Source organism: Streptomyces montanisoli (genome assembly GCF_017813245.1).
Taxonomy (GTDB): Bacteria; Actinomycetota; Actinomycetes; order Streptomycetales; family Streptomycetaceae; genus Streptomyces; species Streptomyces montanisoli.
Genome location: NZ_JAGIQL010000143.1, coordinates 1 through 16663 on the forward strand (window position 1 = coordinate 1; position 16663 = coordinate 16663).

The 16663-nt window shown below is 71.7% G+C and carries 13 protein-coding genes; 2 read left to right on the forward strand and 11 right to left on the reverse strand.

Translation table 11 applies throughout. The features are described 5' to 3' along the window. Positions 1-152: 152 nt before the first annotated feature. From glmS to JFN87_RS26160, 11 genes are all read right to left on the reverse strand, one after another. Positions 153-1982 (reverse strand): glutamine--fructose-6-phosphate transaminase (isomerizing), encoded by a 1830-nt coding sequence (glmS, locus tag JFN87_RS26110; RefSeq protein WP_209343731.1) that lies wholly within the window; start codon positions 1980-1982, stop codon positions 153-155. Between the two features lie 76 nt (positions 1983-2058). Next, positions 2059-2334 carry a hypothetical protein gene (locus JFN87_RS26115; protein ID WP_030908226.1) on the reverse strand — a complete coding sequence of 92 codons (276 nt, stop codon included), beginning with the start codon at positions 2332-2334 and terminating at the stop codon, positions 2059-2061. Positions 2335-2413: 79 nt separating this feature from the next. Continuing rightward, the gene (locus tag JFN87_RS26120; protein ID WP_209343733.1) at positions 2414-4213 is read right to left on the reverse strand and encodes an IucA/IucC family protein; all 1800 of its coding nucleotides are present in this window, start codon (positions 4211-4213) and stop codon (positions 2414-2416) included. Further along, complete coding sequence (locus tag JFN87_RS26125) at positions 4210-4797, reverse strand: GNAT family N-acetyltransferase (protein ID WP_209343735.1); 588 nt, start codon at positions 4795-4797, stop codon at positions 4210-4212. Before JFN87_RS26125 ends, JFN87_RS26120 begins: the two co-directional genes overlap by 4 nt. Continuing rightward, positions 4794-6131: a lysine N(6)-hydroxylase/L-ornithine N(5)-oxygenase family protein gene (locus tag JFN87_RS26130; RefSeq protein WP_209343737.1), complete on the reverse strand. Its 1338-nt coding sequence runs from the start codon at positions 6129-6131 to the stop codon at positions 4794-4796. The genes JFN87_RS26125 and JFN87_RS26130 overlap by 4 nt, the downstream gene beginning before the upstream one ends. Then, positions 6115-7572: a pyridoxal phosphate-dependent decarboxylase family protein gene (locus tag JFN87_RS26135; protein WP_209343739.1), complete on the reverse strand. Its 1458-nt coding sequence runs from the start codon at positions 7570-7572 to the stop codon at positions 6115-6117. Before JFN87_RS26135 ends, JFN87_RS26130 begins: the two co-directional genes overlap by 17 nt. A gap of 325 nt (positions 7573-7897) precedes the next feature. Continuing rightward, on the reverse strand, positions 7898-8941 hold the full coding sequence (locus JFN87_RS26140) for an ABC transporter substrate-binding protein (protein ID WP_209343742.1): 1044 nt from the start codon (positions 8939-8941) through the stop codon (positions 7898-7900). 195 nt (positions 8942-9136) lie between these two features. Then, positions 9137-10297: an acyl-CoA dehydrogenase family protein gene (locus JFN87_RS26145; RefSeq protein ID WP_209343743.1), complete on the reverse strand. Its 1161-nt coding sequence runs from the start codon at positions 10295-10297 to the stop codon at positions 9137-9139. A gap of 8 nt (positions 10298-10305) precedes the next feature. Then, complete coding sequence (locus JFN87_RS26150) at positions 10306-11250, reverse strand: hydroxymethylglutaryl-CoA lyase (protein ID WP_209343745.1); 945 nt, start codon at positions 11248-11250, stop codon at positions 10306-10308. Next, on the reverse strand, positions 11247-13265 hold the full coding sequence (locus JFN87_RS26155) for an acetyl/propionyl/methylcrotonyl-CoA carboxylase subunit alpha (RefSeq protein WP_209343755.1): 2019 nt from the start codon (positions 13263-13265) through the stop codon (positions 11247-11249). The genes JFN87_RS26150 and JFN87_RS26155 overlap by 4 nt, the downstream gene beginning before the upstream one ends. Before the next feature lie 12 nt (positions 13266-13277). Beyond that, the gene (locus JFN87_RS26160) at positions 13278-14894 is read right to left on the reverse strand and encodes a carboxyl transferase domain-containing protein (RefSeq protein WP_209343748.1); all 1617 of its coding nucleotides are present in this window, start codon (positions 14892-14894) and stop codon (positions 13278-13280) included. A 98-nt stretch (positions 14895-14992) separates the two neighbouring features. On the opposite strand from JFN87_RS26160, the gene JFN87_RS26165 reads away from it, so the two are divergent. Together JFN87_RS26165 and JFN87_RS26170 are read left to right on the forward strand one after the other, a co-directional pair. After that, positions 14993-15697, forward strand: coding sequence for an SACE_7040 family transcriptional regulator (locus tag JFN87_RS26165; protein ID WP_282961667.1), 705 nt, complete (start codon positions 14993-14995; stop codon positions 15695-15697). A gap of 66 nt (positions 15698-15763) precedes the next feature. Continuing rightward, positions 15764-16549, forward strand: coding sequence for a phosphatase (locus JFN87_RS26170; protein ID WP_209343752.1), 786 nt, complete (start codon positions 15764-15766; stop codon positions 16547-16549). Positions 16550-16663 lie beyond the last annotated feature (114 nt).

Sequence of the window (16663 nt, forward strand, 5' to 3'; positions counted from 1 at the left end):
GCCGGCCGAACCGGCGGCCCGCCCGGCCGAGTGCCAGGGGCCGGTGTCCAGGGCAAGCACCGGCCCCTCCGGGGGGCGCGGCGCCCGGTGCCAACGGGTGGCACCACCGGCCGCCGCGCCCCCGCCCTGCCGCGGGCAGGCGGCGCGCTCGGCTACTCGACGGTGACGGACTTCGCCAGGTTCCGCGGCTTGTCGATGTCACGGCCCAGCGAGAGCGCCGTGTGGTAGGCGAGCAGCTGCAGCGGGATGCCCAGCAGGATCGGGTCGAGTTCGGTCTCGTTCTTCGGCACCACGATCGAGTGGTCCGCCTTGGGGTGCTCCCGGTGCCCGACCGCCAGGATCCGGCCCGCGCGCGCCTTGATCTCCTCCATCGCCGCGCGGTTCTTCTCCAGCAGGTCGTCGTCCGGCACGATCGCCACCGTCGGCATCGCCGGCTCGATCAGCGCGAGGGGCCCGTGCTTGAGCTCGGAGGCCGGGTAGGCCTCGGCGTGGATGTACGAGACCTCCTTGAGCTTCAGCGACGCCTCGCGCGCCACCGGATAGCCCCGCACGCGCCCGATGAACATCATCGACTTCGCCTGCGCGTACGACGCCGCCAGCTCGGCGATGCGCTCCTCGTCGCGGAGGATCTCGTCGATCTGCGAGGGCAGCCGCCGCAGCCCCTCGATGATCCGCTTGCCGTCCGCGACCGAGAGGTCCCTGATCCGCCCCAGGTGCAGCGCGAGCAGCGCGAACGCGACCACCGTGTTCGTGAAGCACTTGGTGGAGACCACGCACACCTCGGGGCCCGCGTGCACGTAGAGGCCGCCGTCCGTCTCCCGGGCGATGGCCGAGCCCACCACGTTGACGACGCCCAGCACGCGCGCGCCCTTGCGCTTCAGCTCCTGCACCGCCGCCAGCACGTCGTACGTCTCGCCGGACTGCGAGACCGCCACGTACAGCGTGTCCGGGTCGACCACCGGGTCGCGGTAGCGGAACTCGGACGCGGGCTCGGCGTCGGCCGGGATGCGCGCGATCTCCTCGATCATCTGCGCGCCGATCATGCCCGCGTGGTACGACGTGCCGCAGCCGAGGATCTTGATGCGCCGCACCCCGCGCGCCTCGCGCGCGTCGAGGTTGAGGCCGCCCAGGTGCACCGTCGAGAACCGGTCGTCGATCCGCCCGCGCAGCACCCGGTCGACCGCCTCGGCCTGCTCGGAGATCTCCTTGTGCATGTACGTGTCGTGGCCGCCCATGTCGTACGACTCGGCCTCCCACTCCACGAGCGTCGGCGTCGCCGAGGTGAGCGAGCCCTCCGTGGTGTAGGTGCGGAAGTCGTCGGCCTTGATCGTCGCCATCTCGCCGTCGCCGAGCGTCACGACCTGCCGGGTGTGGGAGACGAGCGCCGCCACGTCGGACGCGACGAACATCTCCTTCTCGCCGATGCCGAGCACGACGGGCGAGCCGTTGCGCGCCACCACGATCCGGTCGGGGAAGTCCGCGTGCATGACCGCGATGCCGTACGTGCCCTCGACGAGCTGGAGCGCCTGGCGCACCTTCTCCTCCAGGGTGGGCGCCTGGGACCGCGCCACCAGGTGCGTCAGCACCTCCGTGTCCGTCTCGGACAGGAAGTCGACGCCGTCGGCCTCCAGCTTCACCCGCAGCTCGGCGGCGTTGTCGACGATGCCGTTGTGGACGACCGCGACCCGGTTGTCCGCGTCCATGTGCGGGTGCGCGTTGGCGTCGCTCGGCGAGCCGTGCGTGGCCCAGCGGGTGTGCGCGATGCCGGTGGTGCCGGCGAAGCGCTTGGGCACCTTGGCCTCCAGGTCGCGCACCCGGCCCTTGGCCTTGACCATCTTCAGCGCGGCGGCCTTGCCGGCCACCGGCTTCCCGGTGATCACGATCCCCGCCGAGTCGTACCCGCGGTACTCGAGCCGCTGCAACCCTTCGAGCAGCAGCGGAGCTACGTCACGCTTGCCGATGTATCCAACGATTCCGCACATGTCAGGCTCTGCCCCTCCTGGTTTCCTGTGTGCCCGCCGTACGGGTGACGCGGCCGCCTCCCGCCGGCGCCGGCCGTCATCCGTAGACGATGCGGCGCAGCTGTCTCAGCGAGAGTTCCGGCGGCGCCACGGCGCGGTGCGGCAGCTCGGCCGCGATCCGCTCGAAGATCACCGGGTTGGTCTCGCCGCCCGCCTGGAGTTCCCTGTGGCGGCGGCGGACGAACTCCTCGGTCGTCTCGTCGAAGTACGCCAGCACGTCGAGCACCACCCGGGCGGCCTCGCCGCGCCGCAGCGCGGTGGAGGCCACCAGGTGGCCGATGAGGTCCTCGTGGGACGCGTGGCGATCGAGCACTCGTTGATATTGCAGATATCCGGAGGGTTACGCAACATTCCTGCCCGGAATCGGGCAGGATTCACGACGGACCGCCGGCTCAGAACGCGGACAGCGGGTTGCGGAGGGTGCCGACGAGCTGGAGGGCGCCGGCCGGGTCCTGGAGGTCCACCATCTGTTCGTTGTCCCGCAGCTGCAGGCGGTTGAGGCAGGACAGCGCGAACTCGTCATCGAACAGGGAGTACCGCGCGAACCTCGGCGCGAGCCCGGGGGTGGACGCCTGGTAGGCGCGGACGCACTCGGCGACCGTGCGCCAGAACTCGTCCTCCTCCAGTACCCCCTCGCCGACCAGCGCGGGGGAGAGGAAGCGCAGGAAGCAGTCGAGCACGTCCGTGAACACCGAGAGCAGCCGCATGTCCTCGGGCACGTCCGCCCTGATGCGCTCGACCTCGGGCGGCAGCGGCGTGTCCTGCTCCATCACCGCTATCTCCTCCGCGATGTCCTTGAATACCACGCGCCGCACCACGCCGTCCTCGATGACGAGGATGACGTTCTCGCCGTGCGGCATGAAGACCAGGCCGTACGCGTAGAAGCAGTGCACCACCGGCACCAGGTACGCGTCGAGGTAGCGGCGCAGCCACTCGGTGGGCGCGAGGCCCGACTCCGCGATCAGCGCGGCGGCCGGCGATCCCCCGGCGCGGTCCGTGTGCAGCAGGGATGCCATGGTCGCGAGGCGCTCGCGGCCGGTGAGGGAGGGCACCGGGCTCTCCCGCCACAGCGCGGCCAGCATCTTGCGGTACGGGGAGCCCTTCTCCGTGGCCGCCTCGTACGCCCGGTGGTGGTAGCCGATCGCCGCGCGCTCCCTGATGATGGAGAACCGTGCGGCGCGCAGCACGCCGTCGCTCTCGATCAGCCCGGCGAGCCAGTCGTTGATGGCGGGCGTGGCCTCCATGTAGGCGGCGGAGAGGCCGCGCATGAACCCCATGTTGAGTACGGACAGCGCGGTCTTGACGTAGTGCTTCTCCGGATGGCTCGTGTTGAAGAGGGTGCGGATCGACTGCTGGGCCAGGTACGTGTCGTCGCTCTCGCCGAGGAACACCAGGCGCCGCCCCGCGATCTCGGCGGCGAACGTGACCGACAGCTTGTTCCACCACTGCCACGGGTGCACGGGCAGCAGCAGGTACTCCGCCGGGTCGAGCCCCGCCTCGGTGAGGGAGGACTGGAACCGTCCGTACTGCTCGTCGCCCAACTCGTCGCGCATCAGGCGCTCGTGGTCGATTCCCGCCCCTGCCGTGAAGGTGGCGTGGTCGCGGTGTGCCGCGAGCCAGACGAGCCGTGTCCCGGCGGCCGCCTCGGGTGCGAAGGCGCGGTACTCGTGCACGCCGAAGCCGAGCCGGCCGTTGTTGGCGACGAAGCAGGGGTGCCCCTCCGTCATGCCGGTCTCGATGTCCTGGAAGCCGGCGGCGGCCAACTCGGCGGCGGTGGCGGGCTTCTTCGTGAGTTTGAACGCGGTGCCCGCCAGCGTCGCGGAGATCTCCTCCAGGTACACCGGCAGCACGGCGTCGCCGAGGCCGAGGGACGCGCGCAGTTCGATCATGAACTCCAGTGCGTCCAGGGGTATTTCGTCGCCGCCGCGGTGACGGGTGACCGAGTCGGCATCGACCTGCCAGTGGTCGAGCGCGAACCGCCGCGCACGGAAGTGGTAGGCGGTCGCGCCGTCGTCGCTGAGCACGCGATACGAGTCCCCGCCGAGCGGCTCGGGCGTCAGGAGCCGCTCGTGCGCGAACTCGGCCAGTGCCTTGCGTACGAGCGCGCGCGTGGCGTCGGCCCAGAGCGCGGGAGTGAGGTGGGCGACGGCCTCGGCCGTACGTCCGGGGTAGGGGGAAACGGGGCTGTTCATCGGGCGCCTCCCTGGGTGGCTGCCGCGGCGGCCTGGAAACTTGCGCGGGTGCAGACGCTCAGCAGGGCCTCCTTCTCCGGCTTGGCGATCTTCTCGACCACCTCGAAACCCACCGCCTCGTTCAGCGCGTGCACGGCGGTGTTGCGCACGTCAGGCTCGACCACCACGCGCCGTATCCGCTCGTCGGCGAAGAGGAAGGCCATCACGGTGGTGAGCACGGCCCTGGTGAAGCCGTGCAGTGGGCCGTCGGCGGGCGCCGGGTCGACGAGGAAGTGCATGCCGATGTCCCCGTCCTTCGCCGGGTACAGGCCCTTCAGCTCGACGTGCGCCGGGTCGTACCGTTCGACGAGGAACGAGGGAACGCCCTCGTGCAGCCCGACGTACGCGTCGTGGTGTGCGGACGCGGCGATCGACATGTACTCGCGCTCGACGTCGGTGAGCGAGGCGCCCTGCATCAGCCAGAACGGCGCCTTGGGGTGGGTGACCCAGCGGTGCAGGGTCACCGCGTCGGCGAGCGGGTCGACGTCGCGCACGGCGAACGTGCCGAGGCGTGCGTCGGTGCGGGTGAAGCGGATGTCGGTCATGCGGCGGTGCCTTCCGGGGCGGCGAACTGCTGGAACGCGATGGCCTTCTCGACCGGGTAGTGGGCGCGGCCGAGCAGCTCGCCGATGATGTACGCGTTGCGGTAGGGGCCCATGCCCAGGTCGGGCGACGTGATGCTGTGCGTGTGCACACCGCCGTTCTGGAGGAAGATGCCACGGCCCGTGGTGTCGATGGAGTAGTTGCGCGCCACGTCGAAGCGGCCGTGGCCGTCGAGTCTGATGCGGTCGGCGACGGGGGCGAGGAAGCCGGGCGCGGTGTACCGGTATCCGGTGGCGAGGATCAGGCCCTCGGTGTCCAGCGAGAAGTCGCGGCCCTGCTCCTCCTGGCGCAGCCCCAGCGTGTACGAGCCGCCCGCGCGGGACCCGGCGTCGTGACGGGCGCTGACCAGAGCCGTGTTGGTCATCAGGCGGGTGGGGACGGGCCCGTGCAGGCTCTTCTGGTAGAGCAGGTCGAAGATCTCGTTGACGAGTTCGGCGTCGATGCCCTTGAACAACCCCTTCTGCTCGCCCTCCAGGCGGTAGCGGGTGTCCTCGGGCAGCGCGTGGAAGTAGTCGACGTACTCGGGCGACGTCATCTCCAGCGTCAGCTTGGTGTATTCGAGCGCGAAGAACCGCGGGGACCTGGTGACCCAGTCGAGCCGGTAGCGGTGGGTGTCGATCTCCGACAGCAGGTCGCGGTAGATCTCCGCGGCGCTCTGACCGCTGCCGACGAGGGTGATGGACTCCTTGGCCTGGAGGTCCTTCTTCGCCTGCAGATAGCGGGTGTTGTGGATGAAGTCGCCCCCGAGCCCGGCGCAGCACTCCGGCACGTACGGCGGGGTGCCGGTGCCGAGGACGAGGCGGCGCGCCCGGTAGGCCTCGCCGGTCGCGGTGCGCACCGTGTACAGGCCGTCGGCGTCGTCGTACGTCACCTTTGTCACCGTCCGGCCGAAGCGCACGGACCGCAGCCGGGCCGCCGCCCAGCGGCAGTAGTCGTTGTACTCGGTGCGCAGCGGATAGAAGTTCTCGCGGATGTAGAACGAGTACAACCGCCCCGATTCCTTGAGGTAGTTGAGGAAGGAGTACGGGGACGTGGGGTCGGCGAGTGTGACGAGGTCGGACAGGAACGGCGTCTGGAGGTGTGCGCCTTCGAGGAACATCCCCGAGTGCCACTCGAAGTCGGGCTTGGCTTCGAGGAAGACGCCGTCGAGCTCCGCGATCGGCTCGGTGAGGCAGGCGAGACCCAGGTTGAACGGGCCGAGCCCGATGCCGACGAAGTCGTGGACGGCGTTGTCGTGGACAGGGGAGTCGTCCGGGGTCTCAGGAGGCGTGGGCAAGGTGCTCTCCGTTCTCGGTCGCGACGTGCGCCTCCGCGTGCTCCGCGATCAGGTCGAGCACGGCGGCGATGTCCTGGGCGGTCGTCTCGGGGTTGAGGAGCGTGAACTTCAGGTACTGCCTGCCGTCCACCACCGTGCCCGCGACGACCGCCTCGCCGGAGGCGAACAGGGCTTTGCGCGCATGGAGGTTGACCCGGTCGATCACGGCGGGCGAGGTGGTGCGGTGCGGCACGTAGCGGAAGACCAGCGTGGACAGCCGGGGCCGTACCACCACGTCGTAGCGCGGGTCGGCGGCGAGCAGCCGCCACCCCTCGGCGGCCAGGTCGCACACCTCGTCGAAGAGCTGCCCCACACCGTCGGCGCCCATCACGCGCAGTGTCATCCACAGTTTGAGTGCGTCGAAGCGGCGGGTCGTCTGGAGCGACTTGTCCACCTGGTTGGGGATGCGCTCGGCGAGGGCGCGGCGCGGGTTGAGGTAGTCGGCGTGGTAGGTCGCGTGCCGCAGGGTCACCCGGTCCCGCACTAGGACGGCGGACGAACTCACCGGCTGGAAGAAGGACTTGTGGTAGTCGACGGTGACGGAGTCGGCGCGCTCGATGCCGTCGAGGTGGCCCCTGCGGGTGGGGGAGACGAGGAGCCCGCAGCCGTACGCGGCGTCCACGTGCAGCCAGGTTCCGTACATGGCGCAGACGTCGGCGATCTCGCCCAGCGGGTCGATCGACCCGAAGTCGGTGGTGCCCGCGGTCGCCACGACGGCCATGGGGGTGGCGCCATCGGCGATGCACCCCTCGATGGCGGCGGCGAGCGCGGCGGGGCGCAACCGGCGGTCGCGGTCGCACGGCACGGGCACGACGGCGTCCGCCGTCAGGCCGAGCAGGGTGGCCGCCTTCTGCACGGAGAAGTGCGCGCAGTCGGAGGCGAAGACGCGGAGCCGGCCGCTGCCCGGCTCGTCCTTGGCCTCTTCGCGTGCGAGCAGCAGTGCGTGCAGGTTGGACTGCGTGCCCCCGCTCGTGAACACACCGTCGGCGCCGGGTCCGAGGCCGATGCGGCCGGCGGTCCAGTCGATGAGCCGCCGCTCGATGAGGGTGCCGCCCGCGCTCTGGTCCCAGGTGTCAAGCGAGGAGTTGACGGCGGATAGCACGGCCTCGCCGACGACGGCCGGGATGACGACGGGGCAGTTGAGGTGGGCGAGGTAGCGGGGGTGGTGGAAGTAGACGGCGTCGCGCAGGTAGACGCGCTCCAGCTCGTCGAGTGCGGCGGCGCTGTCGCCGAGTGGGCGGTCGAGGTCGACGGCGTCCACCTCGGGGCCGAGGGCGTCGGGGGTGATGCCGGAGAACGGCGCCCGCACCGACGCGAGGCGCGCGGCCACCCGCCCGACCCCGTCGGCGACGGAGCGCCGATAGCGCTCCGCCGTGGTGTCGTTGAGCAGGTGAGAACGCATAAAGGGGTCCTTCCGGGCGAGTGGGGGTACGGAAGAGAGGCGCGGCCGCGGCGGACGAACCGCCGGGACGCTGAGGCGAGGTTAGCCTAACCTAACTTCCTGGACCGGCCCAGGGTGCCGCAAGGTCGCGTCGTCCGCTCGTGGCGCGAGACGCGCGCCGGCCATGTGTGCTTGTCGCGCGGCTAGCGCGGTGTGCGGGTGCGGGCAGGGGCCCGACAGCACGGCGGCCCGCCGCCGCACGGCGGTGCGGCAGCGGGCCTGCAAGCTTGGGGCGCCACGCGGGGCCGACGGACGGGGAGTGGTCGCGGCGGACGCCGCAAACGCGTCAGTGGACCTTCTTCGCCTTCTCGATGGCCTGCGCCAGGTCATCGAGGATCGGCGCGCATTTGTCGTACGAGTAGATGGGCTCCGTGACGCGCGGTATGACCTGGCCCGCCTTGACCGCGGGCAGCTGCTGCCACGTCGGCTTGGAGGTGAGCGCGGACGGCTGGAGGGCCGAGGAGCGGTTGTCCATCATGATGATGTCCGCACGGTACTTGCCGACGTTCTCCCAGCTCAGGTCCTCGAAGTAGCCCTGGGAGTCGACCTTCGGCGTCACGAACTTGACGCCGAGCTGCTGGAAGTAGGCGGTGTCCGCCGACATCTTCGCGAGCGACACGTAGAAGAGGTCCTGGCTCGCGGAGCCGATCAGCACCGTGATCTCGGGGCGCGCCTTCGCCGCGGCCCGCAGCCTCGCGGCCGCCTTCTGGAAGCGCGCCTTCGCGTCCGTGACCTTCTTGGACTTCAGGTCGGCGCCGAGCGACCCGGCGAGGTCCTCGTGGCGCTGGATCGCCTTGGGGATGGTGGTCTGGGACGCTTCCAGCGCGACGACGGGGGCGAGCTTGGCGATCTGGGACTTGGACTTGTCCGGCACGTACCAGAGCGAGCCCTTCTGCCACTGCTCCGTCGCCAGCAGGTCGGGGTTGAGCGCGGCGTACTTCTCGACGTTGAACTCGCCGTAGACGTTGCCGATGATCGTGACCTTGCTGATGTCGAGGTCGCCCGCCTGCACGTCGGGTGACCCGTTCTTCTTCTTCGTCGGGCCGAAGACGCCCTTGACCTCGATACCGTAGTCGTGGAGCGCGGCGGCCGTGCCGACGAAGGCCACGATGTTGCGCGGGGTCGAGTCGGCCTTCGCGACGACGCCCCGGTCGTCCTTGAACGACCAGGGTCCCGTCTTGCCCGAGGCGGCGCCGCCTGAGGCGTCGCTCTTCGCGCCGCTGCCGCTGCCGCCGCCGCACGCGGCGAGCGCCGCGCCGAGGCCTAGCGCGCCGCCCGCGGCGAGCAGGCCGCGGCGGCCGACGGGATGGGCGGTACGGATCTCGGGCATGGCGCAGTCCCGCTTTCGTCGCGCCGACCGGGCCGTGCCGAACCGGCGATGAGCAGTTCAAAGTAGGTTAGCCTAACCTCATCTGCCCAGCGGGTGGAGGGGTCACATCGCGGACCGCGGTGAGGAAGCTCACCGCGGCCCCGCCGCGCGGGAAGGTCTCGCCTCAGCCCGTCAGCCCGTCAGCCCGTCAGCCCGTCAGCCCGTCAGTCCCAGTTCGCGGGCGATCAGCATCCGCTGGACCTCGCTCGTGCCCTCGCCGATCTCCAGGATCTTCGAGTCCCGCCACATCCTGGCCACCGGGTACTCGTTCATGAAGCCGTACCCGCCGTGGACCTGCGTCGCCTCGCGCGCGTTGTCGACGGCGATCGTGGACGAGTAGAGCTTCGCCATCGCCGCCTCCTTCTTGAAGCGCTCGCCACGCAGCAGCCGGAACGCCGCGTCACGCCAGCCGACGCGCGCCATGTACGCGCGCATCTCCATGTCGGCGATCTTGAACTGGAGTGCCTGGTTGTCGCCGATCGGCCGGCCGAACGCCCGCCGCTCCTTCGCGTACTTCACCGACTCGTCCACGCAGCCCTGCGCGAGACCCGTGGAGAGCGCGGCGATCGCGATCCTGCCCTCGTCCAGGATCCGCAGGAACTGGGCGTACCCGCGGCCCTCCTCGCCCAGCAGGTTCGCCGCCGGTACGCGCACGTCGGCGAACGACAGCTCGCGTGTGTCCGACGCGTTCCAGCCGACCTTCGAGTACGCCGGCGCCACCGTGAACCCCGGCGTGCCGGACGGGACGATGATCGACGAGATCTGCGGCCTGCCGTCGTCCGTGCGGCCCGTCACCGCCGTGACCGTCACGAGCCCGGTGATGTCCGTGCCCGAGTTGGTGATGAAGCACTTCGTGCCGTTGATCACCCACTCGTCGCCCTCGCGCACCGCCGTCGTGCGCGTGCCGCCCGCGTCGGAGCCCGCGCCGGGCTCGGTCAGGCCGAAGGCGCCCAGCATCTCGCCCGCACACAGCTTCGGCAGCCATGCGCGCTTCTGCTCCTCCGTGCCGAAGCGGAAGACGGGCATCGCGCCCAGCGAGATCCCCGCCTCCAGCGTGATCGCGACGGACGAGTCGACCCGGGCGAGCTCTTCGAGGGCGAGGCACAGCGCCAGGTAGTCGCCGCCCATCCCGCCGTACTCCTCGGGGAACGGCAGCCCGAACAGGCCCATGCGGCCCATCTCGCGCACGATCTCGTAGGGGAACTCGTGCCGTTCGTAGAAGTCGCCGATCTTCGGGGCGACCACGTCGTGGGCGAACTCCTCGACGGTGCGCCGGAGTTCCTCGTGCTCATCGGAGAGCGTGTGGTCCTTGGACATCGTGTGGCTCACCCCTTGTGGGTCAGGGCCCGTACGGTACGGGAGGGACTCGGGCGGCCGAGGCGGTCGGCCATCCAGTTGCTCGTGACGACGAGCCGGTCGAGGTCGACGCCCGTCTCGATGCCGAGGCCGCGCAGCATCCAGACGAGGTCCTCCGTCGCCAGGTTTCCTGTGGCGCTCTTGGCGAACGGGCAGCCGCCGAGGCCGCCCGCCGACGCGTCGACCGTGGACACGCCGCACTGCAGGGCCGCGTAGGTGTTGGCGAGCGCCTGGCCGTACGTGTCGTGGAAGTGCACGCCGATCGCCTCCGTGGCCACCCCGGCCTCGCCCAGCGCGGCCAGCAGGGCGGTCACATGGCCTGGCGTTGCGACGCCGATGGTGTCGCCGAGGCTCAGCTCGTCGCAGCCGAGGTCCATCAGCGCCTTCGCGACCCGGACGACCTGGGCGACCGGAACCGGCCCCTCCCAGGGGTCGCCGAAGCACATCGACAGGTAGCCGCGCACATGCATCCCGTGCTCGCGGGCCTGGGCGACGACCGGGTCGAACATCGCCAGCGACTCGTCGACCGTGCGGTTGAGGTTGGCCTTCGCGAAGGACTCGGTCGCGCTGCCGAACACGGCGACCCGGCCCACGCCCAGCTCCGTGGCGCGCGCGAGGCCGCGCGCGTTGGGCACGAGGACCGGCAGGTCGACGCCCGCGATGTCGGACAATCGCGGGAAGAGCTGCTCGGCGTCGGCCAGTTGGGGAACCCACTTCGGGTGGACGAAGCTCGTCGCCTCGATCGTCGTGAGGCCCGCGGCCGCGAGGCGGTGGATGAACTCCGCCTTCACCTCGGTGGGGACGACGGCTGACTCGTTCTGCAGCCCGTCGCGCGCGCCCACCTCGTGGATCCGCACACGCGCCGGGAGGCCCGGCGCGGGCACGGCCATCGGCAGGCCTGTCGTGCCGGTCATGATTCCTCCCGCGGTGTGACGACGGCCAGGACCTGGTCCATCGCGACGGTCGAGCCCGGACGTACGTCGAGCTGCGTGACGGTGCCCGCGTGCGGTGCGGAGATGACGTGTTCCATCTTCATGGCCTCCACCACGAGGAGGCTCTGCCCCGCCGTGACGTCGTCACCGCTCGCGACCTTGACGACCGTGACCGTGCCGGGCATCGGGGCCGTGAGCGAGTCGCCGCCCGCGGCGGCACCCGCCCGGCCGGCCTCCACCGGGTCGTGGTCGCGCGGCTCCCAGCTGTCGCCGTCCCGGCCGAGCCAGAGGCCGTCGTCCGACTCGGCGACCGCGAACCTGTGCATCGCGCCGTCGTACTCGACGTCCGCGCGGCTCAGGCCGCGGCCGTCGTCCGCCGCCTCGACGAGCCGGGCCGCGACGGGCGGTTCGTCGCCCACCCGCACCTCGCCGCCACGCAGCCGCACGGTGACCGGCTCCTCGCCCGGCAGGCGGAAGTGGTACGGCACCCAGGCCGGCGTCCCGCCGAGCCGCCACCCGTCCGTCGCCGAGAACGGGTCGCGCCAGCCCGCCTGCGCCGCCTGCGTGTTCTGCCCGTACGAGGCACCCCGGGCCGCACGCAGCAGCGCGGCCGCCGCGTACACCTCCGGCGGCACGCCGTCGGGCAGCAGACTGCCCGCGTCCTGCTCGACGAGGCCGGTGTCCAGATCGCCCGACACGACCCTCGGGTGCGCCAGAAGCCTGCGCAGGAACCCCGCGTTGGTCGTCACGCCGAGCGTCACCGTGTCGGCCAGCGCGCCGCGCAGCCTGCGCAGCGCCGTCGCCCGGTCGGGGCCGTACGCGATGACCTTGGCCAGCATCGGGTCGTAGGCGCTGCCCACCTCGGAGCCCACCGAGAGCCCCGAGTCCGTGCGCACACCGTCGCCCGCGGCCTCGTGCAGCGCCAGTACCGCGCCGCCCGTGGGCAGGAAGCCGCGCGCCGCGTCCTCCGCGCACAGCCTGGCCTCCACCGCGTGGCCCGTGAGCCGCACGTCCTCCTGCGCGAACGGCAGCGGCTCGCCCGCCGCGACCCGCAGCTGGAGCTCCACCAGGTCGACGCCCGTGACCAGCTCCGTCACCGGGTGCTCCACCTGGAGGCGGGTGTTCATCTCCATGAAGTAGTACGAGGAGGGGTCGGCGCCCGGCACGATGAACTCGATGGTGCCCGCGCCCACATACCCGCAGGAGCGTGCCGCCGCGGCCGCCGCCTCGCCCATCGCCGCGCGCGTGCGCTCGTCCAGCAGGACCGAGGGGGCCTCCTCGACCACCTTCTGGTGGCGCCGCTGCAACGAGCACTCCCGCTCGCCCAGATGGACCACCGAGCCGTGGGCGTCGGCCATCACCTGGATCTCGATGTGGCGCGGCCGGTCGACCCACCGCTCCACCAGCAGCGTGTCGTCCCCGAAGGACGCCCGCGCCTCGCGCCGGGCGGCCGCGATCTCGTCCGCGAGCGCCGCCTCGTCGCGCACGAGGCGCATGCCCTTGCCGCCGCCGCCCGCCGACGGCTTGAGCAGGACCGGCATGCCGATCCCGCGCGCCGCATCGGCCAGCTCCGCGTCGCAAAGGCCGCTGCCGGAAGAACCGGGGACCACCGGCACGCCGGCCGCGGACACCGTCTCCTTCGCCCGGATCTTGTCGCCCATCAGGTCGATCGCGGACGCGGGCGGGCCGATGAAGACGAGCCCGGCCTCCTCGCACGCGGCGGCGAAGCGCGCGTTCTCCGCGAGGAAGCCGTATCCCGGGTGCACCGCCTGCGCGCCCGTGCGCCGCGCCGCGTCCAGCAGGCGCTCGATGGACAGGTAGCTCTCGGCCGCCGCCGCGGGCCCGATCCTGACCGCCGTGTCGGCCTCACGCACATGGCGCGCGTCCGCGTCCGCGTCGCTGAAGACCGCGATCGAGCGCAGCCCCATCGCCCGCAGCGTACGGATCACGCGCACCGCGATCTCGCCCCTGTTGGCGATCAGCACACTGTCGAACATGGTCATCGTCCCTCACATCCTGAAGACGCCGTAGCCCGGCTCGCCGAGCGGCGCGTTCGCGCAGGCCGTCAGCGCGAGGCCCACCACCTGACGGGTGTCCAGCGGATCGATCACGCCGTCGTCCCACAGCCGCGCCGTCGCGTAGTACGCGTTGCCCTGCTCCTCGTACTGGGCGCGAATCGGCGCCTTGAAGGACTCCTCGTCCTCCGCGGGCCACTGCTCGCCGCGGCCCTCAAGCTGGTCGCGCTTGACCGTCGCCAGCACGGAGGCGGCCTGCTCGCCGCCCATCACCGAGATCTTCGCGTTGGGCCACATCCACAGGAAGCGCGGGCCGTAGGCGCGGCCGCACATCGAGTAGTTCCCCGCGCCGTACGAGCCGCCGACCACCACCGTCAGCTTCGGCACGCGCGCGCAGGCTACCGCCGTGACCATCTTCGCGCCGTGCTTGGCGATGCCGCCCGCCTCGTAGTCCTTGCCGACCATGAACCCGTTGATGTTCTGCAGGAACAGCAGCGGGATGCCGCGCTGATCGCACAGCTCGATGAAGTGGGCGCCCTTCTGGGCCGATTCGGAGAAGAGGATGCCGTTGTTCGCGACGATCCCCACCGGGTGGCCGTGGATCCTGGCGAACCCCGTCACCAGCGTCGTGCCGAACTCGGACTTGAACTCGGCGAACCGCGAACCGTCCACCACGCGCGCGATGACCTCCCGCACGTCGTACGGGGTGCGGGAGTCGACCGGCACCGCGCCGTACAGGCCGAGCGGGTCGGCCTTCGGCTCCTCCACCGGCTCGACCGACCAGGGCAGCGGGCCGCGCTCCGGCAGCGTCGAGACGATCGTGCGCACGATGCGCAGCGCGTGCGCGTCGTCCTCCGCGAGGTGGTCCGTGACGCCGGACACCCGCGAGTGGACCTCGCCGCCGCCCAGCTCCTCCGCCGTGACGACCTCGCCCGTCGCCGCCTTCACCAGCGGCGGGCCGCCGAGGAAGATCGTCCCCTGACCGCGCACGATCACCGCCTCGTCGCTCATCGCGGGGACGTACGCGCCGCCCGCCGTGCACGAGCCGAGCACCGCCGCGATCTGCGGGATGCGCGCGCCCGACATCCGGGCCTGGTTGTAGAAGATCCGGCCGAAGTGCTCCCGGTCGGGGAAGACCTCGTCCTGCAGCGGCAGGAACGCGCCGCCCGAGTCGACCAGATACAGGCAGGGGAGGCGGTTCTCCAGGGCGATCTCCTGCGCCCTGAGGTGCTTCTTGACCGTCATCGGGTAGTACGTGCCGCCCTTGACCGTCGCGTCGTTGGCGATGATCATCGCCTCCCGGCCGGAGACCCGGCCGACGCCGGCGATCACGCCGGCCGCCGGCGCGTCCCCGCCGTACATGCCCTCGGCCGCGAGCGGCGCGACCTCCAGGAAGGGCGAGCCCGGGTCGAGGAGGGTGTCCACCCGCTCGCGCGGCAGCAGCTTCCCGCGCGCGGTGTGCCGGGCGCGGGCGCGCTCGCCGCCGCCCCTGCGGGCCGCGGCGAGGCGGCCGCGCAGATCCTCGGCGAGCGACTCGTGCGCCGCCTCGTTGACCCGCCACGCCTCGGAAGACGGGTCGGCGGTGCTCGTGAGCACCGGTGCCTGTCGCATGTGCGGGGACCCCCCGACGATCGACGGAATGGTTAATGAGCGTTAACGTCCGGCCTCCAGGTTAACGACCGCTAACAACTCTGTCTACAATGAATCGGATGACGACCAGAACGGCGGCACCGACGCGCAGGGAACAGATCCTGCGGCACGCGGCACGCCTCTTCGCGGAGCGCGGCTTCCACGGCGTGGGGGTCGACGAGATAGGCGCGGCCGTCGGGATAAGCGGCCCCGGCCTCTACCGGCACTTCGCGGGCAAGGACGCGATGCTCGCCGAGCTGCTCGTGGGCATCAGCGAGCGGCTGCTCGAAGGCGGCAGGCTGCGTGCGCGTGCCGCGGAGGACGGCGGCCCTGCGGCCGTGCTCGCCTCCCTCGTGGAGGGCCACATCGACTTCGCGCTCGACGACCGCCCCCTGATCACCCTGCACGACCGTGAGCTCGACCGGCTGCGGGACAAGGACCGCAGGATGGTGCGCCAGCTCCAGCGGCAGTACGTGGAGCTGTGGGTCGACGTCGTGCGCCGGCTCCACACCGCCGTGCCGGAGGCCGAGGCGCGCGCGTCCGTGCACGCCGTCTTCGGCCTGCTCAACTCGACGCCGCACTTCGGCTCGCACCGCGGCGGCCTGCCCGACCGCTCGGGCACGGCGGAACTGCTGCGCACGCTCGCGCACGGCGCGTTCGCCTCGCTGGGCGCGTGGCCGTCCGGCGCCGGGCAGGTCCCGGGCGGCGGCCCGGACACGATCGACGTGCAGGTCGACGTCGAGAGCCTGCACGGCACGGACGGGAGCGGCCCCGCGGCAGGCTGACCGCCGCCGGTGTCCACGGGACGGGACGACGGGCGCCGCCCGCGCGCGTGACGGCACAATGGCCTCATGCCGATACCCAGCCGCGCCGAGCTCGCCGAGCACCTCATCAAGACCCGGATCGCCGGGGACGTCGCCACACCGCGGGACAACAACCTCTCCCACTACAGGAAACTCGCCAACGGCGACCGCCACTACTGGCTGGGCCTCGAACTCGGCGACCGGTGGACGGACGAGCAGGACGTGCTCGCGGTGATGGCCGAGCGCTGCGGCGTCGTCGACGACCCGCGGTTCAGGTCGGGCCAGGACACCATCGACCCCGAGCTGACGATCGACGCGCTGGAGCGGATGGCGGAGCGGCTGCGCAAGGCCGCGGCGGCGCAGGAGCGCGTGCTGTTCGCGACGGGCCACCCGGGCGGCCTCCTCGACGTGCACCGCGCGACGGCCGACGGGCTGCGGGCGGCCGGCTGCGAGATCGTGCGGATCCCCGACGGCCTGATCGCCGACGAGGGCCTGGTCGTCCAGTTCGCCGGGGTCTCGATGCTGGAGCGCGGCGCGACGCTGTGGCACACCCACTCGCCCGAGCCGATGCGGGCGATCCTCGACGCCCTGGAGCGCGAGGGCAGGCCGCTGCCCGACCTGGTCGTCGCCGACCACGGCTGGGCGGGGTACGCGGGGCAGCGAGGCCTCGACTCGATGGGCTACGCGGACTGCAACGACCCGGCCCTGTTCATCGGCGAGGCCGAGTCCACGATGCTGGTCACGATCCCCCTGGACGACCACGTGACGAGCCCGCGCCACTACGACCCCATGACGGCCTACCTCCTGAGGGCCTCAGGCCTCGACACAGCCTGACCCACCCGGCGCGTGTGTGCGCCGCGGCCGCGGCCCAGAGCCGCGCGGCCGGGATCCCCGCCGCACGCGCGAGGCGGGACCGCGGGTCCAGAGGCGCCGCGCACGCGCGCGGCC